This is a genomic window from Kitasatospora sp. NBC_01302 (assembly GCF_035976515.1).
In the GTDB taxonomy this organism is placed as follows: domain Bacteria; phylum Actinomycetota; class Actinomycetes; order Streptomycetales; family Streptomycetaceae; genus Kitasatospora.
The window spans coordinates 3,103,391-3,119,304 of the sequence record NZ_CP108404.1 but is presented as its reverse complement, the minus strand read 5'-3'; the positions used below and the strand labels follow the sequence as shown (position 1 = coordinate 3,119,304).

Genomic DNA, 15,914 nt, shown 5'->3' with positions numbered 1-15,914 from the left:
CGGAGTGGCGCGCAGTTGGCGCGCAGCCGAACAAAGCACCACAGCGTGGTGGTCGGGGCATGGCGGGGCCCGGCCGCCGGGGAGGAGGTGCGGCGGCCGGGCCGGTCCAGGGGCGCACCGGCCCGGCCGGAGCGGGGGTGCACGGCCCGGCCGCCGCGGAGGTGCTCCGGTTCGGCCGGTGCGGAGGTGGCGTCAGCCGTTGCCGGCCGGCAGGGCGGGCACGCCGGAGAAGACGGCCGCCGGGTCGAAGCGGCGCTTGACGGCCAGCAGCCGCTCGGCGTTGGCCCCGAAGCCGAGCAGCGCGCGCTCGCTCTCGTCCGCGCCCATCAGGTTGGGGTAGCCGCCCGGCAGCGCGTGCCCGGCCAGGTCCGCGGAGAGCCGGCGGGCCCACTGCCGGTGCGCCTCGCCCGCGATGTCGCCCGGCGCCCAGGAGGCCGCGATCTCCACCAGCAGGTGGTCCTGGCGCAGTCCGAAGGCGGTGTCGGCCGGCGGCACCCGGCTCGCCGCGCCGTGGAAGTGGTGCAGGAAGATCCCGGAGTACGGCGCCGCCATCCGGGCGGCGGCCTCGGTCAGCACGGCGATGGACTCCTCGCCCAGCGCGGGCAGCCAGCGGGTGCGCATCTCGGTGTGCCGGCCGTTCGCGACGCTGTCGTCGAAGAGGCCGGCCACCTGGAGGTAGGGCACCTGGGTGAACTCCCCGGCCACCGCGCCGCCCAGCTTCCCCAGCAGTGAGGCCCAGGGCGCGGCGGCGGCCGGCTCGCCGGCCCAGAGCGGCAGCAGGAAGGCCAGCGGCTCGGCGTCCGGCACCGCGAAGAAGCCCGCCATCACGGTGAGTTCGTCCGGCGCCTCGGCGACGATCTCGGCGTGGTGGCGCAGCACGGCCGCCGCCCGCTCCAGCGGGTAGAGCAGCAGGCCGCTGGTCACCGTGGTGAGCGGGTGCACCCGGAGGCGCAGCGAGGTCAGCACGCCGAAGTTGCCGCCGCCGCCGCGCAGCGCCCAGAACAGGTCCGGGTTCTCCTCAGGGCTCGCGGTCACCGCGCGGCCGTCGGCCAGCACCACCCGGGCGCTCAGCAGGTTGTCGCAGGCCAGCCCGTGCGCACCGGCGAGCAGCCCGTAACCGCCGCCCAGGGTCAGCCCCGTCACGCCGACCGCCTTGACCGTGCCGGTCACCGGCGCGAAGCCGTGCGCCTGTGCCGCGCCGATCACGTCCCCGGCCCGTACCCCGCCCTGCACCTCGGCGGTGCCGCTCGCCGGATCCACCGTCACCTCGCGCAGCCCGGACAGGTCGAGCACCACCCCGCCCTCGCGCAGCGCGCGCCCGGCCCAGTCGTGGCCGCCGCCGCGCACCGAGAGCGGCAGACCATGCTCGCGGGCGATCCGCACCGCGGCCACCACGTCCGGCTCGCCGGTGCAGCGGGCGAGCACCGCGGGCCGGTGGTCCACCGCGGCGTTCCAGAGCTGCCGGGCCTCCCGGTAACCGGGGTCGGCGGCCACCAGGACCTCTCCGGCGAGCGCGGCTCGCAGGGCGGCGGCGGCCCCGGTGGCCGCTCTCGACAGGTCGGCGCCGGACAGGGCGGGGGAGCTGGTCATCGCGGGTCCTCACTCGGTCGTCGTGGTTGCTCTCGCGCGGTCGGGGTGGTCAAGGTGGCCGGGGCGCGGCTCGTGGTGAGGGGTCGGACCGTGGGAGGCAGCCTCGGTGGCCGCGCCCGGGGCCGGGCGACCGGGGGATGTGGTCGCTCGGCCCCGGGTTGCGGGGGCTCACCGGCGGTGACGGCATCGCGCACGTCGGCGGGCGGTGAGCCGGCGGTCGGGGGCGGCCGGGCGGATGGCGGCCCCGGACCGGGTCTGGGGTGTGGCGCTGGGGCGGTGCGCGGGAGCTTGCTCGGGTGGTGCGCGGGCGATGCTCGGGGAGGTGCTCGGAAGGTGCTCGGGAGGTGCGAGGCCTTGCGGTGAAGGGAGTCAATCACGTCAGTCATGCTGAGTCAATCGATCTGTCGAGATCGATTCCCAAGGCTTCCCGCTATTTCTGCTGATGTGTCCGCGATTTCCAAAATAGGTGGGGGAGAATAGGGGTAATAAAGATGACGGCAATTGACCATCGAAGTCATAAAGTGGCTGCGATAGAGTGCCGCCATGACGGATGGCGCGGTGCTGCACATCACGGGCCGGGTGCTGGTCGGCCCCGACGAGGTCCGGGACGAACTCTGGGTGCTCGACGGCCGGGTGACCTACCAGCGGCCCGCGGGCGCCCGCGACGTCCGCACGGTGCACGGCTGGGTGCTGCCCGGCCTGGTGGACGCGCACTGCCACGTCGGCCTGGACGCGCACGGCGCGGTGGACGAGGCGACCAGCGAGAAGCAGGCACTGACCGATCTCGGCGCGGGCACCCTGCTGATCCGCGACGCCGGCTCGGCCGCCGACACCCGCTGGATCGACGAGCGCGAGGACCTGCCGAAAATCATCCGGGCCGGCCGGCACATCGCCCGCACCCGCCGCTATCTGCGCAATTACGCGCACGAGATCGAGCCCGGCGATCTGACCGCCTACGTGGTCCAGGAGGCCCGCCGCGGTGACGGCTGGGTCAAGCTGGTCGGCGACTGGATCGACCGCGAGCGCGGCGACCTGGCCGCCTGCTGGCCCGGCGACGCGCTGCGCGAGGCGATCGCGGCGGCGCACGCCGAGGGCGCGCGGGTCACCGCGCACTGCTTCGCGGCCGAGTCGCTGCCCGACCTGCTGGCGGCCGGCATCGACTGCGTCGAGCACGCCACCGGCCTGACCGAGGAGTTGATCCCGGTGTTCGCCGAGCGCTCGGTGGCGATCGTGCCGACGCTGGTCAACATCGCGACCTTCCCGAGCCTGGCGGCCGGCGGCGAGGCCAAGTTCCCCGCCTGGGCGGCCCACCTGCGCCGCCTGCACGAGCGCCGCTACGACACGGTGGGCGCCGCGCACGACGCGGGCGTGCCGATCTACGTCGGCACCGACGCGGGCGGCTCGCTGGCCCACGGCCTGGTCGCGGCCGAGGTGGCCGAGCTGGTCAAGGCCGGGCTGAGCGCCACCGAGGCGCTCTCGGCGGCCAGTTGGGGAGCGCGGGCCTGGCTCGGCCGGGACGCGCTGAGCGAGGGGGCACCGGCCGACCTGGTGGTCTACGCCGAGGACCCGCGCGCGGACGTGCGGGTGCTGGCCGACCCGCAGCTGGTGGTGCTGCGCGGCCGGCCGTTGGGCTGAGCCGCCGCACCGGGCTGCCCTCCGGGTTGCCGTGCCGGGGCGCCGCACCGGGTTGCCTCGCCGGGGCGCTGACCTGGGCCGGGCCGCCAGGCGCCCTCGTGGCGGGCTGCCTTGGGCCGATAGGGTGATGCCATGGCACCGCGTCCTCTGCATGAGATCGTCGAACCAGGCTGGGCCCAGGCCCTGCAACCGGTGGCCGGGCAGGTCACCGCCATGGGTGAGTTCCTGCGCGGCGAGCTGGCCGCCGGGCGCACCTACCTGCCGGCCGGGCCCGACGTGCTGCGCGCCTTCCAGCAGCCGTTCGACCAGGTGAGAGTCCTGATCATGGGTCAGGACCCGTACCCGACGCCGGGCCACGCGGTGGGGCTGAGCTTCTCGGTGGCGCCGCAGGTGCGGCCGATCCCGGGCAGCCTGATCAACATCTACCGCGAGTACGGCCAGGACCTCGGCTTCCCGCCGCCCGCCAACGGCGATCTGACGCCGTGGACCCGGCAGGGCGTGCTGCTGCTCAACCGGGCGCTGACCACCGCGCCCGGCAAGCCGGCCGCGCACCGGGGCAAGGGCTGGGAGCAGGTCACCGAGCAGGCGATCCGGGCGCTGGTGGCCCGCGGCACGCCGCTGGTGGCGATCCTGTGGGGGCGGGACGCGCGCAACCTGCGTCCGCTGCTGGGCTCGCTGCCGGCCATCGAGTCGGCGCACCCGAGCCCGATGTCGGCGGACCGCGGCTTCTTCGGCTCGCGGCCGTTCAGCCGGGCCAACGAGCTGCTGGTGCAGCAGGGGGCTCAGCCGGTGGATTGGCGGCTCTCCTGATGGCGACGTCTGCTGAGCCCACGCAGGCTGCGCAGCTGACCAAGGAGCCCGCCGGGGCTGCTCAGCCCGCGGCCGGTCAGCCCGCGCAGCCGGTGCCGTCCGGGCCGGCGGCCGTGCTGGCGGCGGTCGGGTTCGGCCTGCTGATGGTCTTCCTGGGCGTGCTCGGCTGGGACGGCAACTCCCAGCTGCCCAGCATGGCACAGACCGCCCCCGGCCTGGTGGCCGCGCTGCTCGGCGCGGTGATCAACCCCGGCCACACGGTGCGGCAGCCGGTCTGGAGCGGCCTGGCGACCTGTGCGCTGCTCGCGGCCGGCTCGGCCGGCCTGGCCGTCCTGGTCGACCCGCGGCATCCGGACGCCGTGCCGGCGCTGACCGCGTCGGTGGCCGCGTTCGCCGGTCTCTTCGTCAACACCAGCAAGATCACCCACGCCAGTGGGTGAAGTGGGCCTGGTTCACTCCAATGAGTGAACCAGGGGCGGTAGTTGCCCTCGGGACGGTTGAACCGCCCCGAGGATGACGGGATTCCGCAGCCGGTGCCGTCTCCGTGCCCGGCTCAAGTTCCGTACTCCGTGGGGGTTCCACCGTGCTGTCCGCTGCCCGTCCCGTCCACCGCCGCGCCGCCGTCGTGCTGGCCGCCACCGCCCTCGCGGCGCTGCCGGTCCCGGCCTTCGCCGCCACCCCCGACACTGGTCGGGCCAGTGCGGTGACCGCCGAACTCAGCCTCGACGTCAGCCTGTTGAACAATGCGGTGGACGTGCCGGTGGACGTCGCGCTGAACAAGGTGCAGTCCCCGGCCGAGGCGAACGGCGCGATGCTCACCGCGGACGTCGCCGGGGTCGGGCAGTCCGGGCCGATCGACCTGGTGCGGGCCGAGGTCGGCAAGTCGGTCACCCATGTCGACGCCCAAGGCGCCAGCGCCGCTGTCCAGTTGGTCAACGCCAACGTGAACGTCCCCGGTCTGCCCGGCAGCGCGCTGCTCGGACTGCAGGCGCTCGGCAGCTCGGTGAGCTGCCCGGTGGACGGCCAGCCGACCGCCACGGTGACCTCGCCCGCCAAGCTCACCGTGCTGGGCCACTCGGTCACCTTGAAGCTGGACGGGACGACCCAGGTGAGTGTGCCCGGGGTCGGCGAGGTCGACATCGACTTCTCGCCACGCAGCACCACCTCCACCTCTGCGGCGGCTGCCGCGCTCACCGTGCGGGTGGCGCTGAACCCGCTGAACCTCAACGTCGCCAAGGTGACGGGGACGGTCACGGTGGCGTCGGTGAGCTGCCAGAAGCCGACCGGGGCGGGCGGGGCGCCGTCCGGCTCGGCCGCGCCGTCCGCGCCCGCCTCGGTGAGCGCGCCGTCCGCGGGCCCCTCGGACTCGTCCAACCCGTCCACCCCGTCCACCCCGTCCGCCGCGCCGTCCGGGTCCGGGCCGGCGGGGGCCGGGTCCTCGGGCGGTCCGTCGGTGGGCGCCTCCACGGGCGCGCCGTCGGCGGGTGGCCCGGCGAGCACCGGCGGCACCGGCACCTCCGGCGGCGCCGGCAGCTCCGGCGGCTCCGGTGGCGCCGGGGTGCCGGTGAGCGGTGAGCCCGTTGCCCAGCTCGGCGTCGGCGGCTCGGGTGCCCCGAGCGCGGCCGCCTCCGGCAACCCGGCCCCGAGCGTGGCGTCCGGCGGGACCTCGAAGGCCTCCGGCCTTGCCTTCACCGGCGCGGCCGGCACCATCCCGGCGCTCGCCGGCGGCAGTGCGCTGGTGGTGGTCGGGGTGGCCACCGTCCTGCTGGCCCGCCGTCGTCGGGCCGCGCACCGCCGCTGAGCTGCGACGATCCGGACGAGCGCCGGTCAGCGCGGCCGTCCGTCCGGTTGGTGACACCTTCGCACTGTGAGGGTGTCACTTCGGACAGTCGGTTCACATGCTGGTTACACAAGAGGAACAACGGGGAAACGGCGGCTTGCGACGCTACGCGGGCACCCACCGAGACATGCGAGGTAGACCGCCGTGGCAATCAAGGCCGAGTACATCTGGATCGACGGCACGCAGCCGACCGCCAAGCTCCGCTCCAAGACTCGGATCCTGGCCAACGCCGACAAGCTGCCGACCTGGGGCTTCGACGGTTCCTCCACCAACCAGGCCGAGGGCCACGCCTCGGACCGGGTGCTCGAGCCGGTCGCCTCCTTCCCGGACCCGATCCGCGGCGGCGACCACATCCTGGTGCTCTGCGAGGTCAACGAGACGGACGGCACCCCGCACGTCTCCAACACCCGCGCCCTGCTGCGCCCGATCGCCGAGCGGTTCGCCGCGCAGGAGTCGATCTTCGGTATCGAGCAGGAGTACACCTTCTTCAAGGGCTCGCGCCCGCTCGGCTTCCCCGAGGGCGGCTTCCCGGCCCCGCAGGGCGGCTACTACTGCGGGATCGGCGCCGAGGAGGTCTTCGGCCGCGAGATCGTCGAGCTGCACCTGGACCGCTGCCTGGGCGCGGGCCTGGCGATCTGCGGCATCAACGCCGAGGTCATGCCCGGCCAGTGGGAGTTCCAGATCGGCCCGGTCGACGCGCTGACCGCCTCCGACCACCTGTGGGTCGCCCGCTACCTGCTGTACCGCACCGCCGAGGAGTTCGGCATCGACGCCACCCTGGACGCCAAGCCGGTGCGCGGCGACTGGAACGGCGCGGGCGCGCACACCAACTTCTCCACCAAGGCGATGCGCGAGGGCTACGACGCGATCATCACCGCCTGCGAGTCGCTCGGCGCCTCCCAGGACATCGTGCTGGAGCACGTCAGCCAGTACGGCGACGACATCCAGGCCCGCCTGACCGGCAAGCACGAGACCGCCCCGTGGAACGTCTACTCCTACGGCGTCTCGGACCGCGGTGCCTCGGTCCGCATCCCGTGGCAGGTCGAGGTGGAGAAGAAGGGCTACATCGAGGACCGTCGCCCGAACGCCAATGTCGACCCGTACGTGGTGACCCGCCTGCTGGTCAACACCTGCTGCTCCGCGCTGGAGAAGGCCGGCCAGGTCTGAGCACCCGACCAGCCGCCGAGCTGCTGACGCACCGCTGCCCGGCCACCCCCCGTGGGTGGCCGGGCAGCGGTGTCGGGCGCCCTCATCCGGCGGCCGCCGCGGTGCGGCCGCGCACCGCCCGGGAGAGCAGGAGCGGCAGCCCCGCCCCCACCAGGCCGAGCACCGCGCAGCTCCACCAGAGCGCCGCCGGACCCAGGCCCGCGTAGACCGCCGAGCCCAGCACCAGGGCGACGAGCCGGGCCAGACCGCGGGCCCACCCCGAGGCGCCCTGGTAGCGGCCCTGGGCGTCGGCCGGTGCCAGGTCGGCGACGATCGAGGTGTAGAGCCCGCTGGCGAAGACCTCGCCCAGGCTCCACACCACCACCGTCAGCGCGAACCCCCAGGCGCTGTCCGCGATCCCGGTCAGCGCGACGCCGGCACTCACCAGCACGATGGCCACCGACCAGAGCCGGAGCCGGTCGAAGCGGACCAGCCAGACCGAGGCGATCGGCTGCAGCGTCACCACCAGCAGCGCGTTGACCACGGCCGCCAGACCGAAGACGGTGGCCGGCAGGGCGTGGTCGCGGATCGCCAGCGGCAGCGTGAACTCGGTCTGCGCGTAGATGCCTTCGGCCAGCACGATGGGCAGCAGCAGGGAGAGCAGCAGCCGGTCGCGCAGCACGACCCGGTAGCCGCCGCCGTCCGCGGCCGCCCGCCGGTCCGCGGCCCGCCCCGCCGAGCGCGGCAGCAGGGTGGCCGCCAACAGGGCGTAGCCCAGGCAGGTGGCCGCGTCGAGCGCGAAGAGCAACCCGTAGCCGTGCTCGGCCAGGAACCCGCCGATCGCACCCGCCACCGCCGTACCGACGTTGATCGACCAGTGGAACAGCCCGAACGCGACCCGCCGCCGCTCGGGCCCGGTCGCGCCGGCCACCAGCGTGGCGGCGCCGGGCAGGTGCAGGCTGCCCGCCGCGCCCAGGGCCACCGCCGCCAGCGTGAGGGTGGCCAGGTTCGGAGCGGCGAAGAGCAGGCCCTGCGAGGCGGCCGTGCCGATCATCCCGGTGACCATCGCGGCGCGGCTGCCGAGGCGGTCGGTCAGCAGCCCGCCGAGCACCGGGCCGAGCAGCCCGCCGAGCCCGAGCGCGCCCAGCACGAAGGGGATCCGGTCGGTGGCGATGTGCCGGGAGCCGAGGAAGAAGACCAGGAATGGCAGCACCATGTTGCCCACCCGGTTCACCGCCGTGCCGCCGATCACCACCCAGAACGGGCCGCCGAAGCCGCCGAACCGGGCGCGGAGCCGGTCGGTTCGGCGGGGCCCGGCCGGCAGCGCGGCAGGGGAGGTGGGCGTGGAGACGGCGTCGACCAGGGCGGACGCGTCGGGGAGGGCCGCGACGGCGACGGACTCGACAGGGAGGGATTCGGAGGGGAGGATCCAGGCGGGGGCAGCGTCGAGGGGGGCCTCGACGGCCGTGGTGTGCGGGGTCATGGCGGGAATCCTGCGCGGGTCACCGAAGTTGCACCATTCATTCAGGCAGGGCCGAATCCAAGGGGGAGACCGTGCTCGAACTGGCCTTTTCGGCCCGCGACCTGGCCCACACCAGACTGGCGCTCTCGCCGCTCTGGGAGGTGGTGACCAGCCTTCGGGTGCTCGCCTCGCCCACCGCCCGCCCGCTGCACCGGCGCTGGGCCGACCGGACGCTGCCGCGGCTGGCCGCCGCCGGCCTGACCGGCGCTCTGCTGGCCGACCTGGTCCCGGCCCAGGGCTACATCCCCGACTTCCTCAACCCGCCGCCGCCCTCGCTCACCCCCAGCCCGCGCGCCGACCTCGCGCTGGAGGGCGAGCTGGCCGTGCTGGCCGCCGCCACCCCCGAGCAGATCCGCGCCGACCTCGGCCGGCTGGCGCCCTGGACCCCCGCCGTGCGGGCCTTCGACGAGGACCCGGCGGCCGTCCTGCCGCAGCTGATCGACGAGCTGCGCCGGTACTGGGAGGTCGCGCTCGCCCCCTCCTGGCCGCGGCTGCGCACCGTGCTGGAGGCGGACGTGCTGCACCAGTCGCGGCGCTTCGCCGCCGGGGGCGCGGCGGCCGTGCTGGGCGAGCTGGACGCGCGGGTGGAGTGGTGCTCGGAGGTGCTGCGGCTGCCGCAGAACACCTGCGACCACAAGGGCACGCTGTCCGGGCGCGGGCTGCTGCTGGTCCCCTCGGCCTTCGTGGGGCCCTCGGTGCTGCTGATCAACCGGCCGACGGAGGTGGTCCAGCTCTGCTACCCGAGCCGGGGCGTCGGCATGCTCTGGGAGCAGCCCAGTGCCGAGGTGCCGGACGCGGTGGCCGCCGTGCTCGGCCGCTCGCGCGCCCTGCTGCTCACCGAGCTGGCCGCCCCGGCCTCCACCACCGAACTCTCGCACCGCACCGGGATGTCCGCCGCCGGGGTCTCCCAGCACCTCACCGCGCTGCGGGCGGCCGGCATCGTCTCCTCGCAGCGCTCCGGCCGCTCGGTCTTCTACCAGCGCACCCAGCTCGCCGACTCGCTGCTCGGCGCGTCCGGCTGACGGTCCGTCAGACAGCTTGGGCGAGCGCCGCGCGGAACGCGTCCACGGTGGCCCGGTCCCGCACGGCCAGTCGCAGCCAGTCCCGGCCCAGCCCCGGGAAGGTGTCCCCGCGCCGGACGGCGAAGCCCGCCGCCCGCAGCCGCTCGCGCACCCCGTCGGCGCCGGGCAGCCGGATCAGCACGAAGGAGGCGGCCGGTTCGCCGTGCACCCGGATGCCCGGCAGCTCGGCCAGCCGCTTCAGCAAGTACCCGCGGTCCTCGGCGAGTCGGCCGGCCGCCGCCTCGGCCTCGGCCAACGCGGCCGGGGCGCTGCAGAGTTCGGCGGCCAGCAGGCCCAGGCTGGAGACCGGCCACAGCGGCTGGCTGCGGGCCAGCTCCGCGACCAGGGCGGGCGGCGCCAGCAGATAGCCGATCCGCAGCCCGGCCAGCCCCCAGGTCTTCGTGAGGCTGCGCAACACCACGACCTGGCCGGGCAGTTCCCGCAAGGAGGCGAGCGAGGCCGGCTCGCCGGGCACGGTGTCCATGAAGGCCTCGTCCACCACCAGGGTGCGCCCGGGCCGGGCCAGGGCGATCAGGCCGGCGGCGGGGTGCAGCACCGAGGTCGGGTTGGTCGGGTTGCCGATCACCACCAGGTCGGCCTCCTCGGGCACCGCGCCCGCGGTGAGCCGGAAGCCGTCCTCGGGCCGCAGCAGCGCCCGGTGCACGGTGATCCCCGCGTCGCGCAGCGCGGCCTCGGGCTCGGTGAACTGCGGGTGCACGACCACCGCGTGACGCGGGCGCAGGGTGCGGGCCAGTAGCACGAAGGCCTCGGCGGCGCCCGCGGTGAGCAGCACCTCCTCGACCGGGCGGCCGTGCCGGGCGGCGACGGCGGCGCGGGCGGTGGTCTGCTCGGGGTAGGCGGCGAGGTCGCCGAGCGCCTCGGCGAGCGCGGTGCGCAGCCAGCTGGGCGGCGTGCCGGTGCGGACGTTGACCGCGAGGTCGACCAGGCCCGGGGCGCGGACCTCGGCGTCGCCGTGGTGGCGCAGGTCCGGCTCGGTGGCGGGCTGCGGGTCGGCGGGCTGCGGTCCGGTGGGCTGCGGGTCGGTGGGCTGCAGGTCGGCGGGCTCGCGCGGACCGCTGGGCAGCGTCGCGACGGCCACCGTCGACCGGCCCGACTTCCGCTTCCCGACGAGGAGCTCCCCGCCGCCGAGCAGTGCCGCCGCCTCCGCCACGCTCGCCGTCCCGGTGGCGGCCAGCACCCGGGCCGAGGGGTTGGGCACCGCGACCGCGCCCAGCTCCGCTGCCGGATGACCGACCAGTGGGACCCCCAACGCCCTTGCCGCACCCAGCAGTCCGGGCTCGGCACGGCGCCCGTCGACGGTGGCGAGCCGCCGCACCGCCGCGGCCGGCAGACCGGCGGCGGCCAGTGCCTCGGTGATCAGCGTGAGCACCTCGTCCTCGGCCACTCCGGCGCTCGCACCGACCCCGACCACCACGCCGTCCGTAGCATCGCTCACCTGTTGGTTCTCCCTCCGCGCCCCGGAATACCACCACGTGGCGCGGAGGGAGGTCAATCACGGCCGTGCCGGTCAGGGGCGCCGGTCAGGGCCGCTGGTCAGTGGCACAGGTCGGGCGGCGCGGGTCACTGCTGGGTCCAGCGCTGGTTGGCGCCACCGTTGCAGGAGTAGACCTCGACCGGGACGCCGTTCACGTTGCCGGACGGCAGATTGCCGCCGGTGACGTCCAGGCAGAGCCCGTAGGCGCTCGGCGTGGTGATCGAGCCGTCGCCGTTCACCGTCCACTTCTGCGCGGCGCTGCCGTCACAGGGCTCGACCGTCACCGGGGTGCCCGAGGCGAGGCCGCCGCCGGCCGTGCCCAGGCACTGGGTGCCGCCGTAGGTGCGCAGGTCGCCGTCGGAGCCGGCCGCCCAGCGCTGGTTGGCGCCGCCGTTGCAGTCCCAGATCTCCAGCTTGGTGCCCGGAGCGGTCTGGTTGTCGTAGGCGTCCAGGCAGCGGCCCGAGGACTGCGAGACCAGCAGGTGCGAGGCGCCGACGGTGACGTTCAACGGCGTGACCCGGTACATCACCGAGCCGCCGGGCGGCACGCTCGCGGAAATGGTCCCGTCCTGGCTGACGGTGCTGGTGTGCGCCCACAGGTCGTCGAGCCGGTAGCCGCCGACCGCCGACGGCAGGCCGAGCGCCGAGGCGGTGGTGGAGATGGTGGCCGGGGCACCGGTCTCGTTGAAGAGCACGGTCGCCACGTCGCCGTCGGCCAGCGGCCGGCGCAGCACGTCGAGGCCGCCGGTGCCGCTCACCTCGGTGCCCTGGACGCCGAGCGCGTCCTGGTCGACCGCGATGACGTCCTTGTCCAGGTAGAGCCCGAGCATCTGCTGGGTGATCGGGTAGCCCGGGTCGGCGGGGGTGGCCGCGGCCCGCAGGTCGGCGCCGGAGATCAGCGGGGCCGCCAGCACGGCCGCCAGCGACAGCTCGGACTTGGACTCGTCATAGGTCAGCTGGGCGGACGGGTCGGCGTAGTTGCCGGTGGCGAGCATGTCGATGTCGTTCCAGGCGCCCGGGCCGGCGTCCTGGGACTTGTCGAGATCGGCGTGCACCAGCCGGGTGAGCCCGGCGAAGGAGGAGTCGCGGTCGCCGTCGATCCGCCACAGGTTGGCCACGCTCCTGCCCCAGACCCAGGGGGTCTCGCCCTGCGCGGCCGGCTGCAGCGAGAGGCTCAGCACGATCGGGCGGCCGGTGGCGGCCAGCGCGTCGCGCATCCAGCCGTCGCGGGTCTCCAGCGGCAGCTTCTCGTCGCCGACCCGCTGGTCGGGGTCGCTGGCGAGGCAGTTGTCGTACTTGAGGTAGTCCACGCCCCAGGAGGCGAAGGTCCGCGCGTCCTGCTGCTCGTGGTCCAGGCTGCCGGGGAAGCCCTGGCAGGTGTGCAGGGTGGGGCTCTCGTAGAGGCCGAACTTCAGCCCCTTGCTGTGCACGTAGGCGGCGGTGGCGGCCATGCCGTCGGGGAACTTCGCCGGGTCGGCGACCAGGTTGCCGTTGGCGTCGCGGCTGCGGGAGAGCCAGCAGTCGTCGACGTTGACGTACTGGTAGCCGGCGTCGCGCAGCCCGGAGGAGGCCATGAAGTCGGCGGTCTCCTTGACCAGGGCCTCGCTGGTGTTGCAGCCGAAGGTGTTCCAGTCGTCCCAGCCCATCGGCGGGGTCAGGGCGACGCCGTTGTCCAGCGCGTGCGCGGGGGTCGGGGCGAGCAGGGCGCCCGCGCCCAGGCCGGGCAGCGCGAGGGCGAGGGCGAGCAGGGTGCGGCCGAGCAGCGTGCGAGGGGTCAGCGACCGCAGGTGACGGTGGGGCGTCATGGGCGCTCCTGTTTGATTGAGAGTGGAATCCGATGGGTGGGGGATCAGATTCCAACGCGATGCGACACAAGCTAGCGATGTGACATTGCAGTGGCAAGGCTTCGTGCAAGGCCTGCCGTCAATATCCGGTGCCGACCCCTGCCGACTCCCCGCTCACTCCCGGGGCAGGGCTGCCAGCAGCCTGGCCAGCAGGCGCGCCAGTTCGCGCTGCTCCGGGCCGTCCAGTGCGGTGTCCACCAACTGCTGCTCGTGCCGCAGCAGATCGCCCACCGCCGCCTCGACGGCCGCGTGCCCGGCCGCCGTCAGCTCCACCGGCACCGCGCGGCTGCCCGGCTCGGCGGGCAACCGCCGGACCAGTCCGGCCCGTTCGGCCCGGTCCACCCGCTGGGTGACCGCACCTGCGGTGATCAGTGAGCGGGCGGCCAGTTCGCGGGTGGGCAGCCGGTAGGGCGGCCCGGCCCGGCGCAGGGTGCTGAGCAGGTCGAGGGTGGCGTCGTCCATCGCGACCCGGGTCAGGGTGCGGCGCCGGTCGTCGGTCAGCAGCTTGGCGGCCTGCCGGATCCGGGTCAGGATCGGGATCGAGCCGACCGGCAGCTGTGGCTGCTCGCGCTGCCAGGCCCGCGCGATCGCTGCGGCGAGGTCGTCCTCGGGTTCACTCATGCTGCTAGTGTGCCATTCACGTTTAGGTCTAAACGAGGGGATGCGCCATGAGCCGGACCGCACGTCAGATCGTCGTCACCGGGGGAGGCACCGGCATCGGACGGGCGGTCGCCGCCGCCTTCGCCGAACAGGGCGACCGGGTGGTGATCACCGGCCGCCGCAAGGGCGTGCTGGCCGAGGCCGCCGCCGAACTCGGCCCCACCGTGAGCGCCGTCGCCTTCGACGCCGCCGACCCGGCCCAGGTGGCGGCCGCGATGGCCGAACTCCCGGACCAGGTCGACGTGCTGGTCAACAACGCGGGCGGCAACACGGACATCGGCGCCGAGCCGGCCGAGGAGCTGCCCGCCCTTCAGGCCCTGGCCGCCGCCTGGCTGGCCAACCTCAACGCCAACCTGCTCTCCGCCGTCCTGGTCACCACCGCGCTGCGCGAACGGCTGCGCCCGGGCGGCGCGGTGATCAACCTCGGCTCGATCGCCGCCCACCGCGGCGGCTCCGGCTCCTACGGCGCGGCCAAGGCCGCGGTGGAGGCCTGGAACCTGACCCTGGCCCAGCAGCTCGGCCCCGAGGGGATCACCGCCAACGTGATCGCCCCCGGCTACATCGAGGAGACCGAGTTCTTCGGCGCCGGCATCGCGCCCGAGCGCCGCGCCTGGAACATCGCGAACGCCCTCAACCAGCGCGCCGGCACCCCCGCCGACATCGCCGGCACCGCGCTCTACCTGGCCTCACCGGCCGCGAGCCACCTGACCGGCCAGACGCTGCACGTCAACGGGGGTACCTTCAGCGGGCGTTGAGCGCTACGGCAGCGCCCAGCGCTGGGCGGCCGTCCCGTTGCAGGACCAGATCCGCAGCCGGGTGCCGTCGGTCGTGCTGGATGACGGATCGTCAAGGCACGTACCGGACTGGGCACTCACCAGTGCGCCGCCCGCAGTCACGCTCCACTGCTGGTTCGCCCCGCCGTTGCACGGCCACAGCTCGACCGGCGTTCCCGGGGCGGTGGCCGCGCCGGTGACGTCCAGGCACCGGCCGTTGATCCGCAGCGTGCCGTCGGTGGCCGGGCGCCATTGCTGGGCCGGGGTGCCGTTGCAGGTGTACAGGTCGACGGCGGCACCGTTGGCGGTCGCGTCGCCGTAGTCGTCCAGGCACTTGCCCGCGATGCCCGAAGTCACCTGCCCGGTCCGCCAGATGCCCGGATTGCGGTCGATCAGCCCGGCGATCACCGCCCACCCGGGGAAGTCCATCCGCAGCACGCCGGTCTTCCCCGGGCCGGCCGCGTCCAGGTAGTCGAGCAGGCGCTGGTTCTCGCCCTCGCCACCCAGGTAGCCGCCCGCCATGTCGGCCGGATCCGCGCCGAACGGGGCGCAGTTGGACGAGGTGTAGGTGACGTAGAGGGCGCCGGAGGTGTCGTTCGCGGCGTTCGTCAGGTTGCTCTGCGCCTCGCCCCACTTCTTCGCCAGGTCGCACTGGCCCCAGTCGTTCTCCACCGTGCTGCCCGAGTCGCCGCCGGGCAGCTGGGACAGCCCGAAGCCCGCGTACACCTCGCCGCTCGGGCCGGTGAAGTCGGCCAGCACGATGTGGCCGCGCGCCTGGCCGAGCGTGGGGGTGGCGGCGGTGCTGCCGCCGGTCACGGTCGGCGCGTAGAACAGGCCCGGGTAGCGGGCCAGATAGCCGTCGAAGATGCGGATCCGGTCGGCCTCGGTGGTGTTCGACGGATCGTCGGCACAGTGCCCGATCGAACCCGTCCCGCTGCCGCCCTCCGTGGTGTCCGCGTCGCACTCGCCGTGCAGGTTCATCACGACGGTCTCGCTGGGATGCGCACTCAGGAAGGCCTGCGCGTGCGTGAGCACGTCGTCGAAGTTGGCATCCTGGTACACATCGGTGTGATGGATGGCGAACGCCCCGCCGATCACCCGCACCCGGATGTCGACGGCACGGATCCCGGCGTCCAACTGCGCGGTGAGCGTGGCGGCACTGTCCCCGTGATCCTCCTGCGCCTCGTACGCCCAGGGCGCCAGCCCGCCGTGGATGGCGAGCGTGTCGTGCGTGCCGGGAATCGACATCGCGGCCAGACTCGTACCGTCCGGCACCTGCGCCATCCAGTCCGGATGGCTCTGCCCGGTCAGGCTGTTGAACGCGTCCGAGGACGAACTCGGCTGGGCGACGGCCACATCGGGCGCCGCCAGCAGCGCCCCGCTCGCGGCGGCGAGCGTGGCGGCGACGGCGACGGCGGCTCTCATGGCACGCGGCGGCAGTAACGGGGGGAAGCGCACGGGGGTCCTCCTGGGGTGGGGGAGAGGTCGGTCGCCCGACCGACGGTCGGTCGGCCGTGCGATTCTCCGCCCTGGGCCCC

Annotated in this window: 13 protein-coding genes; 7 read left to right on the top strand and 6 right to left on the bottom strand. The window is 74.5% G+C overall.

Annotated features, from left to right (window positions below):
• Positions 1-192 precede the first annotated feature (192 nt).
• Positions 193-1,590: an FAD-binding oxidoreductase gene (locus OG294_RS12815; protein ID WP_327066614.1), complete on the bottom strand. Its 1,398-nt coding sequence runs from the start codon at positions 1,588-1,590 to the stop codon at positions 193-195.
• A gap of 543 nt (positions 1,591-2,133) precedes the next feature.
• Here OG294_RS12815 and OG294_RS12810 point away from each other — a divergent pair.
• The 5 genes from OG294_RS12810 to glnII all read left to right on the top strand — a co-directional run bounded on the left by OG294_RS12810 (position 2,134) and on the right by glnII (position 7,042).
• Positions 2,134-3,225, top strand: a complete 1,092-nt coding sequence (locus OG294_RS12810) for an amidohydrolase family protein (RefSeq protein ID WP_327066613.1) — start codon at positions 2,134-2,136, stop codon at positions 3,223-3,225.
• A gap of 132 nt (positions 3,226-3,357) precedes the next feature.
• On the top strand, positions 3,358-4,035 hold the full coding sequence (locus OG294_RS12805) for a uracil-DNA glycosylase (RefSeq protein WP_327066612.1): 678 nt from the start codon (positions 3,358-3,360) through the stop codon (positions 4,033-4,035).
• Positions 4,035-4,475 (top strand): hypothetical protein, encoded by a 441-nt coding sequence (locus OG294_RS12800; RefSeq protein WP_327066611.1) that lies wholly within the window; start codon positions 4,035-4,037, stop codon positions 4,473-4,475. The genes OG294_RS12805 and OG294_RS12800 overlap by 1 nt, the downstream gene beginning before the upstream one ends.
• 143 nt (positions 4,476-4,618) lie before the next feature.
• Positions 4,619-5,836, top strand: a complete 1,218-nt coding sequence (locus OG294_RS12795) for an SCO1860 family LAETG-anchored protein (protein ID WP_327066610.1) — start codon at positions 4,619-4,621, stop codon at positions 5,834-5,836.
• A 183-nt stretch (positions 5,837-6,019) separates the two neighbouring features.
• Positions 6,020-7,042: a glutamine synthetase gene (glnII, locus tag OG294_RS12790; protein ID WP_327066609.1), complete on the top strand. Its 1,023-nt coding sequence runs from the start codon at positions 6,020-6,022 to the stop codon at positions 7,040-7,042.
• Between the two features lie 82 nt (positions 7,043-7,124).
• Here glnII and OG294_RS12785 read toward each other — a convergent pair whose 3' ends face one another.
• Positions 7,125-8,504: an MFS transporter gene (locus tag OG294_RS12785; protein WP_327066608.1), complete on the bottom strand. Its 1,380-nt coding sequence runs from the start codon at positions 8,502-8,504 to the stop codon at positions 7,125-7,127.
• Positions 8,505-8,575: 71 nt separating this feature from the next.
• On the opposite strand from OG294_RS12785, the gene OG294_RS12780 reads away from it, so the two are divergent.
• Positions 8,576-9,565, top strand: a complete 990-nt coding sequence (locus OG294_RS12780; protein ID WP_327066607.1) for an ArsR/SmtB family transcription factor — start codon at positions 8,576-8,578, stop codon at positions 9,563-9,565.
• Between the two features lie 7 nt (positions 9,566-9,572).
• On the opposite strand, the gene cobC is transcribed toward OG294_RS12780, so the two are convergent.
• From cobC to OG294_RS12765, 3 genes are all read right to left on the bottom strand, one after another.
• Positions 9,573-11,060: an Rv2231c family pyridoxal phosphate-dependent protein CobC gene (cobC, locus tag OG294_RS12775; protein WP_327066606.1), complete on the bottom strand. Its 1,488-nt coding sequence runs from the start codon at positions 11,058-11,060 to the stop codon at positions 9,573-9,575.
• A gap of 125 nt (positions 11,061-11,185) precedes the next feature.
• Positions 11,186-12,904, bottom strand: a complete 1,719-nt coding sequence (locus tag OG294_RS12770; RefSeq protein WP_327066605.1) for a glycoside hydrolase family 27 protein — start codon at positions 12,902-12,904, stop codon at positions 11,186-11,188.
• A gap of 153 nt (positions 12,905-13,057) precedes the next feature.
• Positions 13,058-13,564 (bottom strand): MarR family winged helix-turn-helix transcriptional regulator, encoded by a 507-nt coding sequence (locus tag OG294_RS12765; RefSeq protein ID WP_327066604.1) that lies wholly within the window; start codon positions 13,562-13,564, stop codon positions 13,058-13,060.
• 47 nt (positions 13,565-13,611) lie between these two features.
• Here OG294_RS12765 and OG294_RS12760 point away from each other — a divergent pair, with 47 nt between their 5' ends.
• On the top strand, positions 13,612-14,358 hold the full coding sequence (locus OG294_RS12760; RefSeq protein ID WP_327066603.1) for an SDR family NAD(P)-dependent oxidoreductase: 747 nt from the start codon (positions 13,612-13,614) through the stop codon (positions 14,356-14,358).
• 3 nt (positions 14,359-14,361) lie between these two features.
• On the opposite strand, the gene OG294_RS12755 is transcribed toward OG294_RS12760, so the two are convergent.
• A complete protein-coding gene (locus OG294_RS12755) occupies positions 14,362-15,801 on the bottom strand; it encodes a phosphatidylinositol-specific phospholipase C domain-containing protein (protein ID WP_327066602.1) in 1,440 nt (479 codons plus the stop codon).
• Between the last annotated feature and the right edge of the window lie 113 nt (positions 15,802-15,914).